The sequence below is a fragment of the Acidobacteriota bacterium genome, from assembly GCA_026393675.1.
Classification (GTDB): Bacteria; Acidobacteriota; Vicinamibacteria; order Vicinamibacterales; family JAKQTR01; genus JBAXOX01.
Window position 1 is genome coordinate 1 of sequence record JAPKZQ010000039.1, and the last position, 16,539, is coordinate 16,539.

At 64.8% G+C, this 16,539-nt stretch carries 17 protein-coding genes and 2 tRNA genes; 3 read left to right on the forward strand and 16 right to left on the reverse strand.

Going from position 1 to position 16,539, the window contains the following annotated elements:
• Positions 1 to 30: 30 nt before the first annotated feature.
• The 6 genes from NT151_09110 to upp all read right to left on the reverse strand — a co-directional run bounded on the left by NT151_09110 (position 31) and on the right by upp (position 5,594).
• Positions 31 to 576 carry a transposase gene (locus tag NT151_09110; protein MCX6539077.1) on the reverse strand — a complete coding sequence of 182 codons (546 nt, stop codon included), beginning with the start codon at positions 574 to 576 and terminating at the stop codon, positions 31 to 33.
• The gene (locus NT151_09115; GenBank protein ID MCX6539078.1) at positions 531 to 1,052 is read right to left on the reverse strand and encodes a winged helix-turn-helix domain-containing protein; all 522 of its coding nucleotides are present in this window, start codon (positions 1,050 to 1,052) and stop codon (positions 531 to 533) included. The genes NT151_09110 and NT151_09115 overlap by 46 nt, the downstream gene beginning before the upstream one ends.
• 30 nt (positions 1,053 to 1,082) lie before the next feature.
• Positions 1,083 to 3,578, reverse strand: coding sequence for a trypsin-like peptidase domain-containing protein (locus NT151_09120; GenBank protein ID MCX6539079.1), 2,496 nt, complete (start codon positions 3,576 to 3,578; stop codon positions 1,083 to 1,085).
• A 292-nt stretch (positions 3,579 to 3,870) separates the two neighbouring features.
• Positions 3,871 to 3,945, reverse strand: a tRNA-Val gene (locus tag NT151_09125).
• A 154-nt stretch (positions 3,946 to 4,099) separates the two neighbouring features.
• Positions 4,100 to 4,960 (reverse strand): citryl-CoA lyase, encoded by an 861-nt coding sequence (locus NT151_09130; protein MCX6539080.1) that lies wholly within the window; start codon positions 4,958 to 4,960, stop codon positions 4,100 to 4,102.
• 10 nt (positions 4,961 to 4,970) lie between these two features.
• Positions 4,971 to 5,594, reverse strand: a complete 624-nt coding sequence (gene upp / locus NT151_09135) for a uracil phosphoribosyltransferase (GenBank protein ID MCX6539081.1) — start codon at positions 5,592 to 5,594, stop codon at positions 4,971 to 4,973.
• Between the two features lie 71 nt (positions 5,595 to 5,665).
• Between upp and NT151_09140 the strand changes: the two genes are divergently transcribed.
• Positions 5,666 to 7,117, forward strand: coding sequence for an amidohydrolase (locus NT151_09140; protein MCX6539082.1), 1,452 nt, complete (start codon positions 5,666 to 5,668; stop codon positions 7,115 to 7,117).
• Here the strand turns inward: NT151_09140 and hpt are convergent.
• Positions 7,096 to 7,623: a hypoxanthine phosphoribosyltransferase gene (hpt, locus tag NT151_09145; GenBank protein MCX6539083.1), complete on the reverse strand. Its 528-nt coding sequence runs from the start codon at positions 7,621 to 7,623 to the stop codon at positions 7,096 to 7,098. The two genes, NT151_09140 and hpt, sit on opposite strands and share 22 nt — an antisense overlap.
• A 194-nt stretch (positions 7,624 to 7,817) precedes the next feature.
• Here hpt and NT151_09150 point away from each other — a divergent pair, with 194 nt between their 5' ends.
• The gene (locus NT151_09150; GenBank protein ID MCX6539084.1) at positions 7,818 to 8,108 is read left to right on the forward strand and encodes a hypothetical protein; all 291 of its coding nucleotides are present in this window, start codon (positions 7,818 to 7,820) and stop codon (positions 8,106 to 8,108) included.
• An 18-nt stretch (positions 8,109 to 8,126) separates the two neighbouring features.
• On the opposite strand, the gene NT151_09155 is transcribed toward NT151_09150, so the two are convergent.
• The 3 genes from NT151_09155 to NT151_09165 form a co-directional block, all read right to left on the reverse strand.
• Positions 8,127 to 8,200: transfer RNA gene (locus tag NT151_09155), tRNA-Gly, on the reverse strand.
• A 99-nt stretch (positions 8,201 to 8,299) separates the two neighbouring features.
• On the reverse strand, positions 8,300 to 9,661 hold the full coding sequence (locus tag NT151_09160; GenBank protein ID MCX6539085.1) for a phosphomannomutase/phosphoglucomutase: 1,362 nt from the start codon (positions 9,659 to 9,661) through the stop codon (positions 8,300 to 8,302).
• A 21-nt stretch (positions 9,662 to 9,682) separates the two neighbouring features.
• Positions 9,683 to 10,753 carry an NDP-sugar synthase gene (locus NT151_09165; GenBank protein ID MCX6539086.1) on the reverse strand — a complete coding sequence of 357 codons (1,071 nt, stop codon included), beginning with the start codon at positions 10,751 to 10,753 and terminating at the stop codon, positions 9,683 to 9,685.
• A 94-nt stretch (positions 10,754 to 10,847) separates the two neighbouring features.
• Here NT151_09165 and pgsA point away from each other — a divergent pair, with 94 nt between their 5' ends.
• Positions 10,848 to 11,402, forward strand: a complete 555-nt coding sequence (gene pgsA / locus NT151_09170; protein MCX6539087.1) for a CDP-diacylglycerol--glycerol-3-phosphate 3-phosphatidyltransferase — start codon at positions 10,848 to 10,850, stop codon at positions 11,400 to 11,402.
• 12 nt (positions 11,403 to 11,414) lie between these two features.
• On the opposite strand, the gene bamD is transcribed toward pgsA, so the two are convergent.
• The 6 genes from bamD to rsmB all read right to left on the reverse strand — a co-directional run bounded on the left by bamD (position 11,415) and on the right by rsmB (position 16,521).
• Complete coding sequence (gene bamD / locus NT151_09175) at positions 11,415 to 12,212, reverse strand: outer membrane protein assembly factor BamD (GenBank protein MCX6539088.1); 798 nt, start codon at positions 12,210 to 12,212, stop codon at positions 11,415 to 11,417.
• Between the two features lie 43 nt (positions 12,213 to 12,255).
• A complete protein-coding gene (locus tag NT151_09180) occupies positions 12,256 to 13,203 on the reverse strand; it encodes an NAD-dependent epimerase/dehydratase family protein (protein MCX6539089.1) in 948 nt (315 codons plus the stop codon).
• Positions 13,200 to 13,607, reverse strand: a complete 408-nt coding sequence (locus NT151_09185; protein ID MCX6539090.1) for a thioesterase family protein — start codon at positions 13,605 to 13,607, stop codon at positions 13,200 to 13,202. The genes NT151_09180 and NT151_09185 overlap by 4 nt, the downstream gene beginning before the upstream one ends.
• Positions 13,604 to 14,308, reverse strand: a complete 705-nt coding sequence (gene rpe, locus NT151_09190) for a ribulose-phosphate 3-epimerase (GenBank protein MCX6539091.1) — start codon at positions 14,306 to 14,308, stop codon at positions 13,604 to 13,606. The genes NT151_09185 and rpe overlap by 4 nt, the downstream gene beginning before the upstream one ends.
• Entirely contained in the window at positions 14,305 to 15,027 is a 723-nt protein-coding gene (locus NT151_09195; protein MCX6539092.1) for a PASTA domain-containing protein, read from the reverse strand. Before NT151_09195 ends, rpe begins: the two co-directional genes overlap by 4 nt.
• A 150-nt stretch (positions 15,028 to 15,177) precedes the next feature.
• Entirely contained in the window at positions 15,178 to 16,521 is a 1,344-nt protein-coding gene (gene rsmB / locus NT151_09200) for a 16S rRNA (cytosine(967)-C(5))-methyltransferase RsmB (protein ID MCX6539093.1), read from the reverse strand.
• Positions 16,522 to 16,539: the final 18 nt, after the last annotated feature.

Here is a 16,539-nt window from a genome sequence, read left to right on the forward strand (position 1 = left end):
CTAATGACATCTGCATAAATAATGGCACAGTCAGCGCAAAAAAGAGGGAAGGGCCGAGTGGGTAATGCAGCCTCGGAGGTTGCGCCGGTTGGCGCGAATGGTCTCCAGAGATTCGATCACGGCGACCATCAGCTCCGGGAGATCATGCGCCTGGCCATTCGCGAGTCGTTGCTTGGCCAACTTCCAGACGCCCTCGTCGGGGTTGAACTCCGGCGCATAGGCAGGGAAGCGTTGCAGGTGCATCCTCGTGGTGCGCGCGCACAGCTCCCGTACGAGCTTGCCCCGATGGGGATTTCCGCCGTCCCACAGGACGACGATGTGCCCGCGGATCTGCCGGAGCAGTTGGCGTAGGAAGTCGCGGGCCTGGAGTTGTCGGATGTTCTCCGTGTAGAGCTGAAAGTGCAGGTTGAGGCGTTGGCGGCGGGGAGACACCGAGATCCCCGAGATGACGGAGAGCCTGTCGCGTCGATCGACGTGGTGCACGGTGGGCGTCTGGCCCACGGGAGCCCAGGTGGCGGCGATCGAGGGGGTCAGCTGGAAGCCCGATTCGTCGGCGAAGACGAGGTGGGCCCCCAACCGCTTGGCGTTTTTTTTACCCGCGGCCAGTCCTCCCGGATGAAGCGGCGAATGTCCGCCTTGTTGCGCTCAAGCGCCTGCTTCTGCGGCTTCTGGTGGCTCCAGCCCAGCGCGTGCAGGAGCCGGCCCACGTGATCGCGGTGATAGCGCACGCTGAACGTCTTCGAGATGACCTCGGCCACCCGAGCCGTCGTCCACAACTGGTTGGCGTAGCCGGCGGCCAGCGCCCCCTTGAGCAACACCCACACCAGCCGTCGCCCCTCGACACGCGACAGCCTGGGTGGGCGACCCGGCGAGAAGCGCACCTTCAACGCCTTCTGCCCACCCTTCCGTCGGGCATCGCGCCAACGCTTGACCGAGCTCGCAGAACACCGGATGCGCCGACCCACCGCATGGAGCGACAACCCCTCATCCAGGAGCGCCAGCGCCCGATGCCGCCGATCTTCCAGCAAGTCCGCCGATCCTCGAAGTCGCATCGCGCACCTCGAGGAACATTGTACCATTATTTATGCAGCAGTCTTTAGTTTCCAGGAAACTATGGCGACGACCTCACGAGTCTTCGCGTCAATGATCGGGCCACCGCTGTTGCCGGGATTGAGAGCCGCGTCTGTCTGGATCAGAGTGACGCCACCGGCAAGACGAAGCCCGCTGACCACCCCACGCGTCAGCGTGTAGTCGAGCGCCAGAGGGTTGCCGATGACGTGGACCTCTGTGCCGACGTTCGGGTTACTTCGCGCTGGGGCGAGGGTGAAGCAGTCGCCCGAACAGTTGATCTGAATTAACGCCACATCCGCTTCGGGGTTGCTGCGTAGAACCCGAACGGCAAGCTGCCGGCCGTCTCGAAGTGTGGCCTTTAGCGAGCCCTGCTTGTCCACGACGTGGTGATTCGTGAGCGCAAGGCCATCTCGGGTGATGAGAACTGCGGTGCCTGTGCCGAGGGAACCACTCAGACCGACCACAGCGGCCGCACTCCGCTCAAACATGTCCAGGTTCCGACTCGGGTTCCTGTCTTCAGGCTTCAGTTGCAGAATCGACGTCGGAGTCGGCGCAACACGCCGCCAGTTGGTCACTGTCTCAAATGGAGCAGTTGATGACGATGCCGCCGTCTCAGATGAAATAGATGGCGTTGGTGCGGCGACCCATGCTCGGGCTCGCCTCTGAGCCTCGGCCAATTGTTCGGGGGGCAATTCCTCGGCGATCAACTCTCTGAAGTTGGCGTAATTGACTTGGTCGTTGCCCGACGAACGTGAAGCAGCCAGGTTCGTCCACTTGTGAGCCTCGATGTAATCCTGCGGCACGCCCTGCCCCTTGAAGTACGCCCAGGCAAGTCTGAACTGCCCCGACGCCTCCCCTTGGTCGGCGGCCTTGCGATACCACACCACGGCCTGCCCGTAGTCCTGTGAGACACCTTGGCCGGCGGCGTACTTCAGGCCCAAGTTATCCTGCGCTCTTGCGTTCCCCTGCTCAGCCGCTTTTCGATACCACGCCACCGCTTGCCCGTCGTCCTGGGGAACACCTTTGCCAGTGTCGTACATGTTGCCAAGGTTGAACTGCGCCGCCACGACGCCTTGCTCGGCAACCTTGCGCATCCACGCCGCAGCTTCTCCGTAGTCCTTCGGGACACCGCGGCCTTCTGCGTAAATATAGCTAAGGGTCCACTGCGCTCTCGCGACTCCCTGCTCGGCGGCCTTGCGCCACCACGCCGCCGCCTCCACCGGGTCTTGCGGGACACCTCGGCCATCTCTGTACATCACGTCCAGGTCGAGCTTCGCGCCCCCGTGTCCTTGCTCGGCGGCCTTACGCCACCACGCCACCGCCTGCCGGTCGTCCTGCGGGACACCGCGACCGGTGGCGTACATCTGGCCCAGGACGTACTGCGCTCTTGCGTTCCCCTGCTCGGCGGCTTTGCGGTACCACGCCACGGCCTGCCCGTCGTCTTTCGGCACGCCTCGGCCGGAGGCGTAGGCCGTGCCCAGGTTGTACTGCGCTACCGCACCACCCTGCTCGGCGGCTTTGCGAAACCACGCCACCGCCTGCCCGTCGTCTTTCGGCACGCCTCGGCCGAAGGCGTACGCCGCGCCCAGGTTGTCCTGCGCGGCCGCGTGCCCCTGCTCGGCGGCCTTGCGAAACCACGCCACCGCTTGCACGTAGTCCTGCTTGACACCGCGGGCGTCTCTGCACATCTCTCCAAGGTTGAATTGCGCCTGCGCGTCCCCTTGCTCGGCGGCCTTACGCCACCACGTCACTGCCTGCACATCGTCCTTCGGCACGCCTTGGCCGAAGGCGTACCTTACGCCAAGGTTGTACTGCGCGGTTGGGTATCCTTGTTCGGCGGCCTTGCGAAACCACACGACCGCCAGCCCCTCGTCCTTCGGCACGCCGCGGCCTTCCCCGTACCTCCAGCCCAGGGCGAATTGCGCTTCCACGCTGCCCAGCTCCGCTGCCTTGCATGTCCACGCTACGGCTTGCACGTCATCCTTCGGCACGCCTGAGCCTTCGGCATAGCTCAGGCCCAAGAGGTACTGCGCGGCCGCGTCCCCTTGCTCAGCGGCCTTGCGAAACCACACCACAGCCTGGACTGCGTCCTTTGTAACACCCATGCCCAGGGAGTACATCAGGCCAAGGTGGCGCTGCGCCTCCGCGAGTCCTTGTTCAGCCGCTTTGCGAAACCACGCCACGGCCTGCACGAAGTCCTGTGGAACTCCCTCGCCGGTGGCGTACATCACGCCAAGGAAGCACTGCGCCCGCGCGTGTCCTTGCGCAGCGGCCTTGCGCCACCAGGCAACGGCCTGTGAGTTGTCCGGCGGCAACCCCTGGCCGTCGTGGTACATCAAGCCCAGGCTATACTGCGCCTCGGCGTCGTCCCGTTCGGCACGCGTCCGCAGGTCCGTCAACGCCTTCTGTTTGTCCTGGGCATTCGCCGGCGTGACCTGGGCCCGCAACCCGTCGGCGGACACGCCCACCATCAGCACAAGGGCGAGGGTCGCTGTCACTTTTCGCATTGCGGTCTCCGTGTAGCGGGGGCGGACGGATGAGAGTCTAGCCGATCGAGACGACTAAGACGCCGGCGAGTGCTGGCGTGTGCGGCATCGGTTGTCCCTTGCGTGTGGGGCGCTGCGGCGCAGATCCGACTGGCGCCCTTCGGTGTGTACGGAGGCTGGCTTCCGAGAGCACCACCAGAGCACCACTGGATGATCTTCTCACCGAGCACCACCCAGAGCACCACCGGAAACACCAACGCCCGACCACTTGGCCGGGCGTGTGCTGTTCAAGGCCGTATTTATTGGTTTAAATTGGTGGGCGCTACTGGATTCGAACCAGTGACCCCCGCCGTGTGAAGGCGGTGCTCTACCGCTGAGCCAAGCGCCCGACCCTGAGAATTGCCTAACGCTGTCAGTCTAATGGATTCGCAGCCGCGCGGGCAACATCTCCGGCAGTTCCTACTTTGGGCTCGATTGGCACCCGCGATGCGCGGCGAAGTGCCGCGACGCGCTAATCAAGAACGAGCCAGGGCCTCGCAGGCCTACTTCCTGGTTTCCGGCAGACGGCGCCGCGCCGGGCCGTCGTAGCGATGATCCTTGACGTCGACCTGCCGCATCGGCGCCTCGCGCGTGCGCTCCTCGGCGGCGTGCGCCAGCAGGCCCGGTACCCGCGCGATGATGAACACGCCGTTCGCAATCTCGGGATCGAACCCCAGATCGCCACAGATGGCGGCAATGGCGCCATCAACATTGATGGGCAGGGGATGGCTCGCACGATCCGGATCGGCATTGAGCACCCGCTCGACCACGCGGAGCATCCTGCAGTGCTCGTCGTCGAGTTCCAGTTCGTGCGCCATCTGCAGCAGTCGCGCCGCGCGCGGATCGCGCGTGTGAATGCGATGGCCGAATCCAGGTGGCGCAGGCGCGCGTTCAAACCACTCCGCCAGCACGCGGCTGGCCGCCACGTCATAGCTCGTGCCCGTTCGGTGGATGTCGAGACCCTGCTGAAGGAACCGCAGGCACGATTCGATGTCGCCCCCGTGGTAGGAGCCAAATCCCAGGATGCCCGCCGCGACCGAATTGCGGAGAGACGCCCTTGTCGTGGCCACGTGTCGCGCGGCGAGCGTTGACGGCGGCGTCACCCCGTGGTCGATCGACGCCACCAGCACGGCGCCGAACAACTTTCCAATGTCGCGTGTCGGGAGCTCACCGCGGAGCAGCAGGTAGACGGCCTCGGCAAACGACACGCGCCCCATCATCTCGTCGACCGGATAGCCGCGGATCTCGATTTCGTTGGGCGCGATGCGTGTCAGCGCGGTGGCCCATCCAGCGGAGTGTTTCGGGGAAGGGCCGTCCCTTTTCGGTACGCGCCGCCGGCCGGGTCGAGTGGCCTGGTCGTCCATAGAAACGCCTCTACAAGGTGCCGTACAGGCGGTCGCCGAAGTCGCCGAGCCCGGGCACGATGTACTTCCGTTCGTTCAGACGCTCATCAATGACCGGTGTGTAGATGTCCACGTCCGGATGGTGGCGCTCGACGAGCGCAATGCCTTCAGGCGCCGCCACGATGCACAGGATCTGGATTGTGCGCGCGCCAGCCTGCTTCAACAGGTCAACGGCTTCGACCGCGCTGCCTCCGGTCGCCAGCATCGGATCGATCATCAACACGTAGCAGTCCGCCAATCCCGGCGGCAGCTTCGAGTAGTAGCGCGACGCGATGGCGGTGAGTTCGTCCCGCTGCAACCCGATGTGTCCCACCCGCGCTCCTGGCACCAGTTCCAGCACCGCATCGAGCATGCCGAGCCCGGCACGGAGCACGGGGACGACGACGACATCGGAAGCGACGCGTTGGCCTTTGGCCACGCCGAGAGGGGTCTTAATGGTCGCGGGTTTGGTCGGCAGCGCCCGCAGCGCCTCGGTGGCGAGCAGCACGCTGATGCGAACCGCCATACGACGGAACTCGTCGGGTGCGGTCCGTTCGTCCCGCAACGACAGCAGGATGTCCTGGACCAGTGGGTGCTGAACAATGTGGACTGGCACGGGCAAACTATACACGAAGGTCCCGGGTGACTGCCACCCTAGTGTGACGGCTCTGGGATAAGATCTGCGCTATGCGATTCACCATCCATTCCGTCCGCCGGTCATCGCTCACCCTGGTTCTCGCTATCGTCGTTTCGCTGGTCTGTACCGCGAGTCTTGTGGCCCAGACCCCGCTCCAATCGGTCTCGATCGTCATCACCGGAGGGATCGTGGTGACGGTGGATGCCCAGTGCAAGGTGTTGTGGCCCGGAGCGGTCGCTATTGACGGCCAGAAGATCGTGGCGGTGGATACGCCGGAGAACATCGCCAAACGGTATCGAGGCGCCCAGGTGATTCAGGCGGGCGGACACGTCGTGATGCCCGGTCTCATCAATACGCATACACACGCGGCGATGGTGATGTACAGGGGCCTGGCCGATGATCTGGCCTTGATGGAATGGCTCCAGAAGTACATCTTTCCGGCCGAAGCCAAGACGGTGTCGCCCGAACTGGTTCGCGTCGGGACGAGACTGGCTGCGCTCGAGATGATTGAGTCCGGGACCACGCTTTTCACGGACATGTATTACTTCGAAGAGGAAGTTGGCCGGGTCGCAAGGGCCGCCGGACTGCGGGGCGTGCTCGGGGAGACGATTATCGGCTTCCCCGTCGCGGACGCGAAGACGCCAGCCGAAGCGCTGGCCCGGGCGGAGCGGTTCATTCAGGAGTTCAAGGGCGACTCACTCGTCATCCCCGCGGTCGCGCCGCATGCGATGTACACCAACGACACGGCAACGCTGATAGCGGCCCGCGACTTGGCGCGCAAGTACGGCGTGCCGCTCCTCACCCACGTTGCCGAGACGCAGGACGAAGTCAAGACGTCGAACGACAAGTACAAGATGTCACCGGTCGCCTACCTGGAGTCGATCGGATTCTGGGGACCGACGACGCTCGCGGCGCATTTCGTGCACGTGAGCGATGAGGACCTCGCGATCCTGAGGAAGCGCGGTGCCGGGCTGTCACACAACCCCGAGAGCAACATGAAGCTGGCCAGCGGCGCGGCACCAGTGTCGAAGGCGCTCAAGGCCGGCATCAACGTCGGCCTGGGCACTGATGGCGCGGCCAGCAACAACGACCTCGACATGTTTGAGGCGATGCGACAGGCCGCGTTCCTGGGCAAGTTGGCGGAGAATGACCCCACGGCCGTGTCTGCGCGAACGGCGCTCGAGATGGCGACCATCGGCGGTGCCCGGGCGCTGGGGATGGCGGATCGAATCGGCTCGCTCGAGCCCGGCAAACTGGCGGACGTGATTGTCGTGTCGATGCAGTCAGCGCGTCAGACGCCGCTCTACAACCCCATTTCACATCTGGTGTATGTGACGCGTGGAGACGACGTCCGGACGACCATCGTCAACGGCCGGATCCTGATGCGGAATCGCCGCGTGCTGACGCTCAACGCGCCAACCGTCATCGCCGATGCCGTGGCGCTGGCAAAGAAGGTGAAGGCCGCCGTCGAGACGGCGGCTCAGTCCAGCGCGCCCAGGTAGGGGAGATTGCGGTACTGCTCGGCGTAGTCGAGGCCGTAGCCCACCACGAAGCGGTCCTCGATGGTGAAGCCGATATAGTCCACCTTCACCTCGATGACACGCCGCGACGGCTTGCTCAGCAGGCATGCGGTCTTCAGCGACTTTGGCCCGCGGGCGTGCAGGATTTCCTGCAGATAGGCCAGCGTCAGCCCCGTGTCGACGATATCCTCGACGATGATGACGTTGCGTCCCTCGAGTCCCGTGTCGAGGTCTTTCAGGACACGGACTTCGCCCGACGATGTGGTGTTCTTGCCGTAGCTCGACACCGCCATGAAGTCGATGGTGACCGGCCGATCCATGGCCCGGATGAGATCGCCCAGAAACATGAATGCGCCCTTGAGGACGCTGACGAAGTGCAACTGGGGCTCGTTGGCGAAATCGCGGCGGATTTCCGCAGCCAGTTCCTTTACACGCTGCTGGATCTCCTGCGCGGAGATGATGACGGTTTTGGGTTCTTCGTACGCCATAGGCGAAAGAGACTAGCATAGGTCCCGAGCGGCGTGGAAATCGGCCGGCGGCATCAGGGGGCTTGGTTTGCAACGCGGGCGGCCCCGGACTAGGATGTATCGATATTGAAACACCCGCGCGGATCGTCAAGCGGGAGACTTGTCGTCTGCAGCGGCCCAGCGGTCGTTGCTGCGCATCACCATCAGGAGGGCGTGTGGCAAAGGGATTGAACCCAGCGGACATTAATAAGTATGCGCGGATTGGCGCGGCCGTAAAGCTGGCCGAACTCGAGCAGGAGATTGCGGCCCTGCGGCGCGCATTTCCAGGCCTGACCTCGTCAGCCGGCGCGGCAAAGGCACCTGCGGCCCCGGCGACGAAGGGTGCGTCGGCGGCGAAACCGGCACGGCGGCGCGGCAGAAAGCGCCCGATGAGCCCGGCCGAGCGCAAGGCCGTGTCCGAGCGGATGAAGAAGTACTGGGCCGACCGGAAAAAGACGAAGAGCTGAATCGGCTGAGAGGAAGAGTGGAGCGGGCTACGGGAATCGAACCCGTCTAGCTGGCTTGGGAAGCCAGAACATTACCACTATGCTAAGCCCGCTCGAAAGACCGGCCACGCCGACTAACCACGTGCCGGGCGACTCCGAATTATAGCAGAGTCTCCCGGCGCAACTCGGGCCGCGGCTGCGTACGGACTGAATCAGGTCCCCCGGATAAACGCCAGCAGTTCGTCCCGTTTCGCTTCCATCATCGCCTGCGTCGTCGCTTCCAGGTTCAACCGGATCAATGGCTCCGTGTTCGACGCGCGCACGTTGAAGTGCCAGTCCGGCGCCTCCATCGAGATGCCGTCCATGCGGTAGATGTGGCCGCCTGCGTAGCGTGCGGCGAGACCGTCGAGCTTCTGCTGCACGGCCTGCATCGAACTCGCCTTGGTGTTGATTTCGCCGGAGATGAAGTACTTGGCGCGCAGCGGCGCCAACAGCTCGTGGAGCGCCTTGCCCTTCTTCGACATTAGTTCGAGGATGAGCAGCGCTGGAATGAAGCCGTTGTCGGCATAGAAATTGTCGCGGAAGTAGTAGTGGCCCGTCACCTCACCGGCGAAGATGCCATTCTCCTCGCGCATCCGCTTCTTGAAAAACGCGTGGCCCACGCGGTTCATCAACGCCTTGCCGTTGTAGCGGGCAACGGTGTCTTTGACCGCGTAACTGGCGCGCAGGTCATAGATGATCGTGGCTCCAGGCTCCTTGAGCAGAAACGCTTCGGCCAGCAGAGCCGTCACGAAATCGCCCGGGACAAACTCGCCGTCGCGGTCGATAAAGAAGCACCGGTCGGCGTCGCCGTCCCACGCGATGCCGATGTCCGCCCGCTCGGCGACCACGCGTTCGACGATGTCCTTGCGATTCTCCTCGATGAGCGGGTTGGCCTCGTGGTTCGGGAAGGTGCCGTCAATCTCGAAGCACAGCCTGATCGTCTTGCACGCGAGGTGCTCGAACAACTTCGGCGCCACCAGGCCGCCCATGCCGCTGCCCGCGTCGAGCACAACGTTGAACGGCTTGATCGAGGCCGGGTCGATGAACCCGAGCACGTGCGCGGCGTAGACGTCGAGCAGCGCGTTATTGGTGGTCAGGGTGCCGCGCCGGCCAGACGGCGCAGGAATCGTCCCGACGGCGACCATGTCCCGGATCTGGCCGATGCCGGCGTCGCCGCTCAAAGGGAACGCCTCGGCGCGCACGAGCTTCATCCCGGTGTATTGCTTGGGATTGTGCGACGCCGTGATGGCGACACCGCCGTCGTGCCGGTCGCGGGCGACCGCGAAGTACAGCATGTCGGTCGCAATCATCCCGTAGTCGACGACGTCGGCGCCCTGCGCCAGCGCACCGTCAATGAACGCGGCCGCCATCGCCGGCGACGAGAGGCGCATGTCACGCCCGACGGCAATACGTTTGGCGCCAAGATATGCCACAAACGCCCGCCCGACATCCCGCGCCACCGCCTCGTTCAGTTCTGTGGGATAGATGCCGCGGATGTCGTACGCCTTAAAGACTTCGAGATTGATGGCCATTGGCAGCCTCTCCAGCAGTCGCTACAGGGCAGGGGTGAGTCGCGAGAAATCGGTGACGGCGGATTTGTCGCCGAGGATCACACCGCCTTCAATCGTCACGTTGCGTCCGATGTGGCAGTGCCGGCCGAGGATCGCGCCCTGCACCACCGCGTCGCGCGAGATCCGGCAATCCGGCCAGATGATGGCGTTGCTGACGACCGCGCCCTCCTCGACCACCGAATGGTGCCCAATGACGCTGTACGGGTGCACGCGCGCGCCGGCCTTGATGACGCAGCCTTCGTCGATGAAGCACGGGCCCTCGAGCGCGGCGCCATCTTCGATGCGGGCGTCGGGTGCCACGTGCTTCGCGCCCTGGCGCTGGCTGCCAAACGGCTCGACCTTGAATCGCCGGTCCATGACGTCGTGGTGCACCTGCATGTATTTCTCGGGCGTGCCGATATCGATCCAGTACCCGCGATAGACGTAGGCGACGAAGGTCTCCTTGCGCTCGACAAGTGACGGGAAGTAGCTGCGCTCGATCGACCAGGTCACGTCCTTCGGAATTCGGTCGAACGCATCCGGTTCGAGGATATAGACGCCGGCGTTGATGGTGTCGCAGGTGATTTCGTCCTGCTTCGGCTTCTCGAGAAACCGGCGCACGTTGCCGTCCGCGTCGGTATCGACCAGGCCGTAGGCCGTCGGGTTGTCGACCGGCGTGAGCACGATCGTGGCCCGCGCCTTCCGCTCGCGGTGCAGGCGGATCACCTCGCGCAGGTCGATCTGGGTCATCACGTCGCCGTTGAAGACGACGATGGTGTCCGAGTACGAGCCGGTGGCGTACTTGATCGCGCCAGCCGTGCCGAGCGGGTTCGGCTCGACCACGTAGCTGATCTTGATGCCCAGATCCTTGCCGTCGCCAAACACCTCGGAGATGCGGCGCGGCTGGTAGTTCAGGCTCAGGATGACCTCGTCTATGTCCGGCACGGTGCGCACGAGGTCGATCTGGTAGTTGAGAAACGCCCGTCCAAAGATGGGCACGATGGGCTTGGGCGTGTGGAGGGTGAGTGGGCGCAACCGGGTGCCCTTGCCCCCTGCGAGGAGGATGGCTTTCATAACAACCGGATATTTTACCCCACTCGGGGTTCCTGGCCCGACCGGTGACGCGCTACAATGACAAAATCCCCCCGGGGGACCTCTGAGGATTTCGATGAACCTGCCCAACAGCATCACGCTCATCAGGATCTTCCTGGTTCCGCTGCTGGTCGTTGTCCTGTTGACCAAGCCGCAGGGCGGGTTGGTGCTGGGCCTGTCGAGTCAGATGGCCGGCGCGGCCATCTTCGGCCTCGCCTCGCTGACCGACTGGCTGGATGGGTATGTGGCCCGCCGTCGCAAACAGGTGACGCAGCTTGGACAGTTGATGGATCCCGTCGCGGACAAGCTGCTCACCGCGGCCGCGTTCATTTCGCTCGTGCAGATGGGCGCCACGCCAGCCTGGATGGTGGCCGTCATCATCGGGCGCGAGCTCGCGGTGACGGCGTTGCGCGGGATCGCGTACTCCCGCGGCACCGTGATCGCCTCATCGCCGTTGGGCAAGTTGAAGATGGCGTTCCAGGTGACGGCGATTCTGCTGCTGATTCTGGGACACGAGGCCTACGAGCCGTTCTTCCGGCTCGGCCAGGTCGCCATGTGGCTGGTGCTGCTGACGTCGATCGTGTCGGCGGTTGACTACTACCGGAACTTCAACCGGGCGCTCAACTCGTAAGCCGCCCGCCCACTACTTCTTCATCAGGCTCGCCATCTGTGCCTTGATGCTGGCGGACGCATTCTGCGCGGCGACCAGGTACTCGCTCTTTTCGAATTCCGCGATCAGCTTGTCGTAATAGGGGAGCGCCTGCGCGGGATTGCCCACCTTGACAAAGCAGTCGGCGAGGTGGAAGTACACCGCATCGCGATTCGTGTACTCCGGGTCGTTGGTCAGCACGGACCGGAACCGGTCGATCGCGCCCGGATACCACCGCCCGCGCCAGTAGAAGAAGCCGACCTTGTAATCCGACTCGCTCAGGCGGTTCCGGCTCTCTCGCAGCTTCGCCTTGACCTCGCCGAGCAGGGGGCTGTTGGGATAGCGCTGCAGGAACAGGGCGAATTCGATGACAGCCTGCTTGGTCTCCGTCTGATCGCGGTCAGCCGCTGGCATCTGATGGTTGTGGGTGAGGCCCATCTTGTACTGCGCGTAGTCGGCACGCGCGTTGGTCGGAAAAAACGTCAAGAACTCCTTGAACTCGTTCTGCGCGAAGACGAGCGCCTCGGCCGTGCCTTCGCCGAGATAGGAGTCGCCCAGTCCCAGCTTGGCGTCGGGCCTGTAGGCGCTCTGTGGATAGTTGTCCACGATCTGACGGAAGTACTCGCGTGACTGAAGCCACTTCTTCCTGCCGAGCAGTTCCGTGCCCCGCTCGAACAGATACTTATCGGCTTCGAGGATGCCAGTCGGGACAACACTCTTGTTGGCGGCACACGACGTCAGCAGGGACCCCGTCATCGCGATCAGCAACGCCGCCGGAACACATCGAAACATGCGAACAGTCATGGACACCTGCAACTTCACTGCGCGGTCTGCGCTAGTGCGATTCCGGAACCGACGTCAGCCAACGGTGCTCGGCCGCCAGGCCCTGCGCGAGGGTGACCGACGGGGCGAAGCCAAGATCGGCACGGGCCCGCGAGGTGTCGGCATACGTATCACGCATGTCGCCCTTCTGCGTGGGCTCACGGCGAATCGTGAGGGGCCCGGCAACCAGCCGTTCGACAATGTCGAGCACCTGGTTGATCGAGACGCGTGACCCGCCACCGATATTGTACACGGCGCCGGGAACGCCACGCGTACCGGCCGCCGCCGTGGCTGTCACAGCATCAGCCACAAACGTGAAATCGCGGGTCTGCTCGCCATCGCCGTAGAGCGTAATCGGCTGGCCCCGCAACGCGGCGCGCAGGAACCGGTGGAAGCCCATATCGGGCCGCTGGCGGGGACCGTATACCGTGAAATACCGCAGGGCGACGGTCGGCACGCCGTAGTTCACGTGGTAGAGATAGCAGAGCTGTTCGGCGGCCAGTTTGGTGACGCCGTACGGCGACACGGGCTGGGGCAGCGCGTCCTCCCGCATGGGAATGGGCGCGAGATCGCCGTAGACCGATGAACTCGAGGCGTAGACGAACCGATCGATGGCATGCGCGCAGCACGCTTCGAGCAGCACCTGCGTCGCTTCGATGTTGTTGACCGTGTACACCTGGAAGTCTTGTCCCCAGCTCTTGCGCACACCGGCCTGGGCCGCGAGATGGAACACGTGGGTCGTGCTGCTCAGGAGGGCGCCCAGATCGGCGGCCTGGATCGTGGATTCGACGAAGCGGAAACCCGGCTGCTGCCGGAGGCCGGCCAGGTTGCGCTCCTTGATCCAGCGCGGGTAGTAGTCGGTAAAGCAGTCGAGCCCCACCACCGACGCGCCGTCCGCCAGAAGTTTCTCAGAGAGCGTGGAGCCGATGAACCCCGCCGCTCCCGTGACCAGTGCTTTCATGCAAACAGACTCCTCACCCGTTCCGGCAACTTGGTTGGCCGGCCGCTCGCGTTGGTTGCCGCGTGCATCGTGTGTCCCTGGGCCACCAGCGCGCCGTCGGCGCGCCGCACGACGTCGTACGTGAACCTGACGCGGACCGGCGACAGCAGTTCGCCCCGCGTCCGAATCTCGATCTCGTCGTCGTAGCGCGCACTCTGCCGGTACTCGCAGTGCGCCTCGACGACCGGCAGTCGGCTGCCGTGCGCTTCCATCTCCCGGTACGTCCAGCCGAGGCTCCGCAACCACTCGGTGCGGCCCACCTCGAACCACGCCAGGTAGTTGGCATAGTAGACGACGCCCATCTGGTCGGTTTCGGCGTAGCGCACGCGCACCAGCGCGGCCGACATGTGGCCGCTGGCCGTCACGCCTCGCGCCCTCCCCGTGTGGCGTGTGGACGTCTGGTGGCTGCGGCCTCACCCGCGGCCCTGAGCGCGCGCACGGCGGCCTCGGGGTCCTTGCTGTGGAAGATCGACGAGCCGGCGACAATCCAGTCGGCGCCCGCCACCACCACGTCGGCAATGGTCTGCTCGTCGATGCCGCCGTCGACCTCGATTGGCGCCGGATTCCCGGCCCGGTCCAGCAGTTCACGCATCGCACGTACTTTGGACGCGCTGCGCCTGATATAGGTCTGGCCGCCGAAACCCGGATTGACCGTCATGATGAGCACGTAGTCGACATCGGCCGCGACTTGCTCCAGGGTGCCAACCGGGGTTGCCGGGTTGAGCGCGACTCCCGCCTTGAGGCCCAGTTCCTTGATGAGCGAAATGGTGCGGTTCAGATGCGGAAGCACTTCCACGTGCACCGAGATCAACGCCGCGCCCGATTCGGCGAATGCTGGGATGAACCGGTCCGGATCTTCAATCATCAGGTGGACGTCGAGCGGAACCCTGGTCACGCGCTTGAGCGACCGCACGACAGGCGGCCCCACCGTGAGATTCGGGACGAAGTGGCCGTCCATCACGTCGACGTGAATCAGATCGGCTCCACCCCGTTCCGCCGCTGCAATGCACGAGCCAAGGGCTGCGAAATCGGCGGCCAGGATCGAGGGCGCGATACGAACACTCATCGACTGACCTCCAGCGAGATCGGCTGGTCGGGCGTGATCTCAAAGCCGGCCGACGGACTCTGCCGCAGGATGATGCCGGGCGGCGCGCCGGGATACGGCTGGTGACCGACGATGGTGACGCGCAGGCCGCGACCTCTCAGCACCGCCACGGCTTCGTCGCCCGCGACGCCAATCAGGTCGGGCATGACGAAGCTGGCCGCTCGTTCTCCGCGATTGACGAGCAGGCCGACCCGCGTGCTGCGCGCTCCAGGCGCGGGGTCCTGCGCGACCACCGAGTCGGCCGGATACTCGGACGACTTGATGTCGGCGATGCCCGTGGTCTCGAGGCCGTCCTGCTGCACCCGGGCTCGCGCGGTGCGTTCCGTTTCGCCAATCAGCTGCGGGACCAGGGATTCCCGGGACCCGGCGCTGATCCAGATGCGCACGCTTCGCCCGCGACGGACGGCCGATCCCGCCACCGGATCCTGCGAGGCGATCTTCCCGACCGGGATCTTCGGGTCAAACGGCCGGTTGTCTTCCAGCTTGAGCGTGAGGCCGGACGAATCGGCCGAGCTCGTCGCGGCGGCCGGCTCCAATCCCACCAAGGTCGGGACGCTCACCTCGCGCGCGCGCAGCGCCACGCGCATCGAGGCCATGGCAAACAGGCCGTACGTGGCCGCCAGCGCCGCCACCAGCACGGCCAGCCGGCCCACGCTCCGCATGCGAGTTTTCAGCGCCATCTGCTCTAAAACTGTACTACACGACTGCGACCCCGTCACTGTCGGCGCAGGTTGACGTCCCCCCGTCCTCGAATCCCGCTTGCCACCCCGAAGCCTTCAGCCAGGTTCCCTGGGATCGACACGCTCCGGCGTGGCCACGACGCGGGCCGATCACTTTTTCTTCAAGCGGGCGGCGAAGAAGGGTTCGAGGCCGTGCTGGTGCGGGGTTGGTCGCAGACAGCCTGCCTGGTCAAGACAGGCCATCACTCCCGGCGGCAGGTCGGTTTCTGACTCCAATGGATGTTCGTGCACGAAATCGGTGTGGGAGGCCAGGAAGGCCGCGACGACCTGTTCGTTCTCCTCCGGCTCGGTCGAGCAGGTGCTATAGATCAGACGCCCTCCGGGCCGCACCGCTGCGGCGGCCGACGCGAGCATCCGGCACTGCCGGTCGGCAAACGAGGCGAGGTCGGACTCGGCTCGTCTCCATTTCACATCGGGGTCGCGCCGCAACGTCGCCAGGCCGGAACACGGGGCATCAACCAGCACGCAGTCGAAGATGGGGCCAAACGGCCCGCCGGTCAGCAGGTCGGCGGCGACGACATGAACGGCGTGCGCGCCGGTGGCGCGGAGGGTTTGCACGAGCAGCCTGATCCGTCTGGGGCGGATATCAGCGGCGACGAGTCTGCCCCCGGGCTCGACGTCCGCGGCCATCTGAGATGTCTTGCCGCCGGGCGCGGCGCAGGTATCGAGCACCGTCTCGCCCGCACGGACACCCGCAAACGCCGCCACGAGCTGAGACGACTCGTCCTGTACGACAAAACGTCCAGACGAGGCAAGCGGCATGGTGAGCGGGTTGCCGCCGGTGACGACCAACCCGTCAGCGGCGTATTGCGCCAGCGTGGTCGTGACACCCACTGCCGCGAGTTCCCTGGCGAGATCGTCGCGCGACGTCTTGAGCCGGTTGGCGCGCAACATCAGCGGGGCCTGCTGGTTGTTGAAGCGTACCCACTGAAGCGCGATCTCGAAGCCCAGATGATCGAGCCACCTCGACGCAAGCCACCGCGGGTGCGACATCGCAATGGCCAGATAGTCGAGTTGGTCGCTCTCTTCTGGCATCGGCAGGTGTTGGCGATCGCGACTAATGTGTCGCAGGATGGCGTTGACGGCGCCAGACGCGCTTGCTTTGCCTTCGCGCTTGCAAAGGTCCACCGCGTCGTGCACGACCGCCGATGCGGGAACGCGGTCGAGATGGAGCAGTTGGTAGGTGCTCAACCGGAGCAGATCAAGAACGTCCGGATCGAATGCGCCAATTCGGCGGTGACCGGCCCATGCGATGACGTGATCGAGCGCGGCGCGCCAGCGCAGCGTGCCCAGTGTAATCTCCGCGGCAAGCCCGCGGTCGCGGTCGTCGGTGAGGCGACGGCGATGCTGTTCGATGGTTGTGGCGAGATCGACGTGGGGATCGCCCACCGCACGCAGCGAGCGATAGGCGGCCAGTCGAGCAGGTGAAATCATGGATAGTGAGGTGCCGAG

Bases quoted from the DNA above. Each gene is read 5' to 3' on its own strand.
- NT151_09115 (MCX6539078.1), bottom strand. From the start codon at position 1,052: ATGCGACTTCGAGGATCGGCGGACTTGCTGGAAGATCGGCGGCATCGG.
- NT151_09120 (MCX6539079.1), bottom strand. From the start codon at position 3,578: ATGCGAAAAGTGACAGCGACCCTCGCCCTTGTGCTGATGGTGGGCGTG.
- NT151_09130 (MCX6539080.1), bottom strand. From the start codon at position 4,960: ATGGACGACCAGGCCACTCGACCCGGCCGGCGGCGCGTACCGAAAAGG.
- NT151_09140 (MCX6539082.1), top strand. From the start codon at position 5,666: ATGCGATTCACCATCCATTCCGTCCGCCGGTCATCGCTCACCCTGGTT.
- hpt (MCX6539083.1), bottom strand. From the start codon at position 7,623: ATGGCGTACGAAGAACCCAAAACCGTCATCATCTCCGCGCAGGAGATC.
- NT151_09160 (MCX6539085.1), bottom strand. From the start codon at position 9,661: ATGGCCATCAATCTCGAAGTCTTTAAGGCGTACGACATCCGCGGCATC.
- NT151_09165 (MCX6539086.1), bottom strand. From the start codon at position 10,753: ATGAAAGCCATCCTCCTCGCAGGGGGCAAGGGCACCCGGTTGCGCCCA.
- pgsA (MCX6539087.1), top strand. From the start codon at position 10,848: ATGAACCTGCCCAACAGCATCACGCTCATCAGGATCTTCCTGGTTCCG.
- bamD (MCX6539088.1), bottom strand. From the start codon at position 12,212: ATGTTTCGATGTGTTCCGGCGGCGTTGCTGATCGCGATGACGGGGTCC.
- NT151_09180 (MCX6539089.1), bottom strand. From the start codon at position 13,203: ATGAAAGCACTGGTCACGGGAGCGGCGGGGTTCATCGGCTCCACGCTC.
- rpe (MCX6539091.1), bottom strand. From the start codon at position 14,308: ATGAGTGTTCGTATCGCGCCCTCGATCCTGGCCGCCGATTTCGCAGCC.
- NT151_09195 (MCX6539092.1), bottom strand. From the start codon at position 15,027: ATGGCGCTGAAAACTCGCATGCGGAGCGTGGGCCGGCTGGCCGTGCTG.
- rsmB (MCX6539093.1), bottom strand. From the start codon at position 16,521: ATGATTTCACCTGCTCGACTGGCCGCCTATCGCTCGCTGCGTGCGGTG.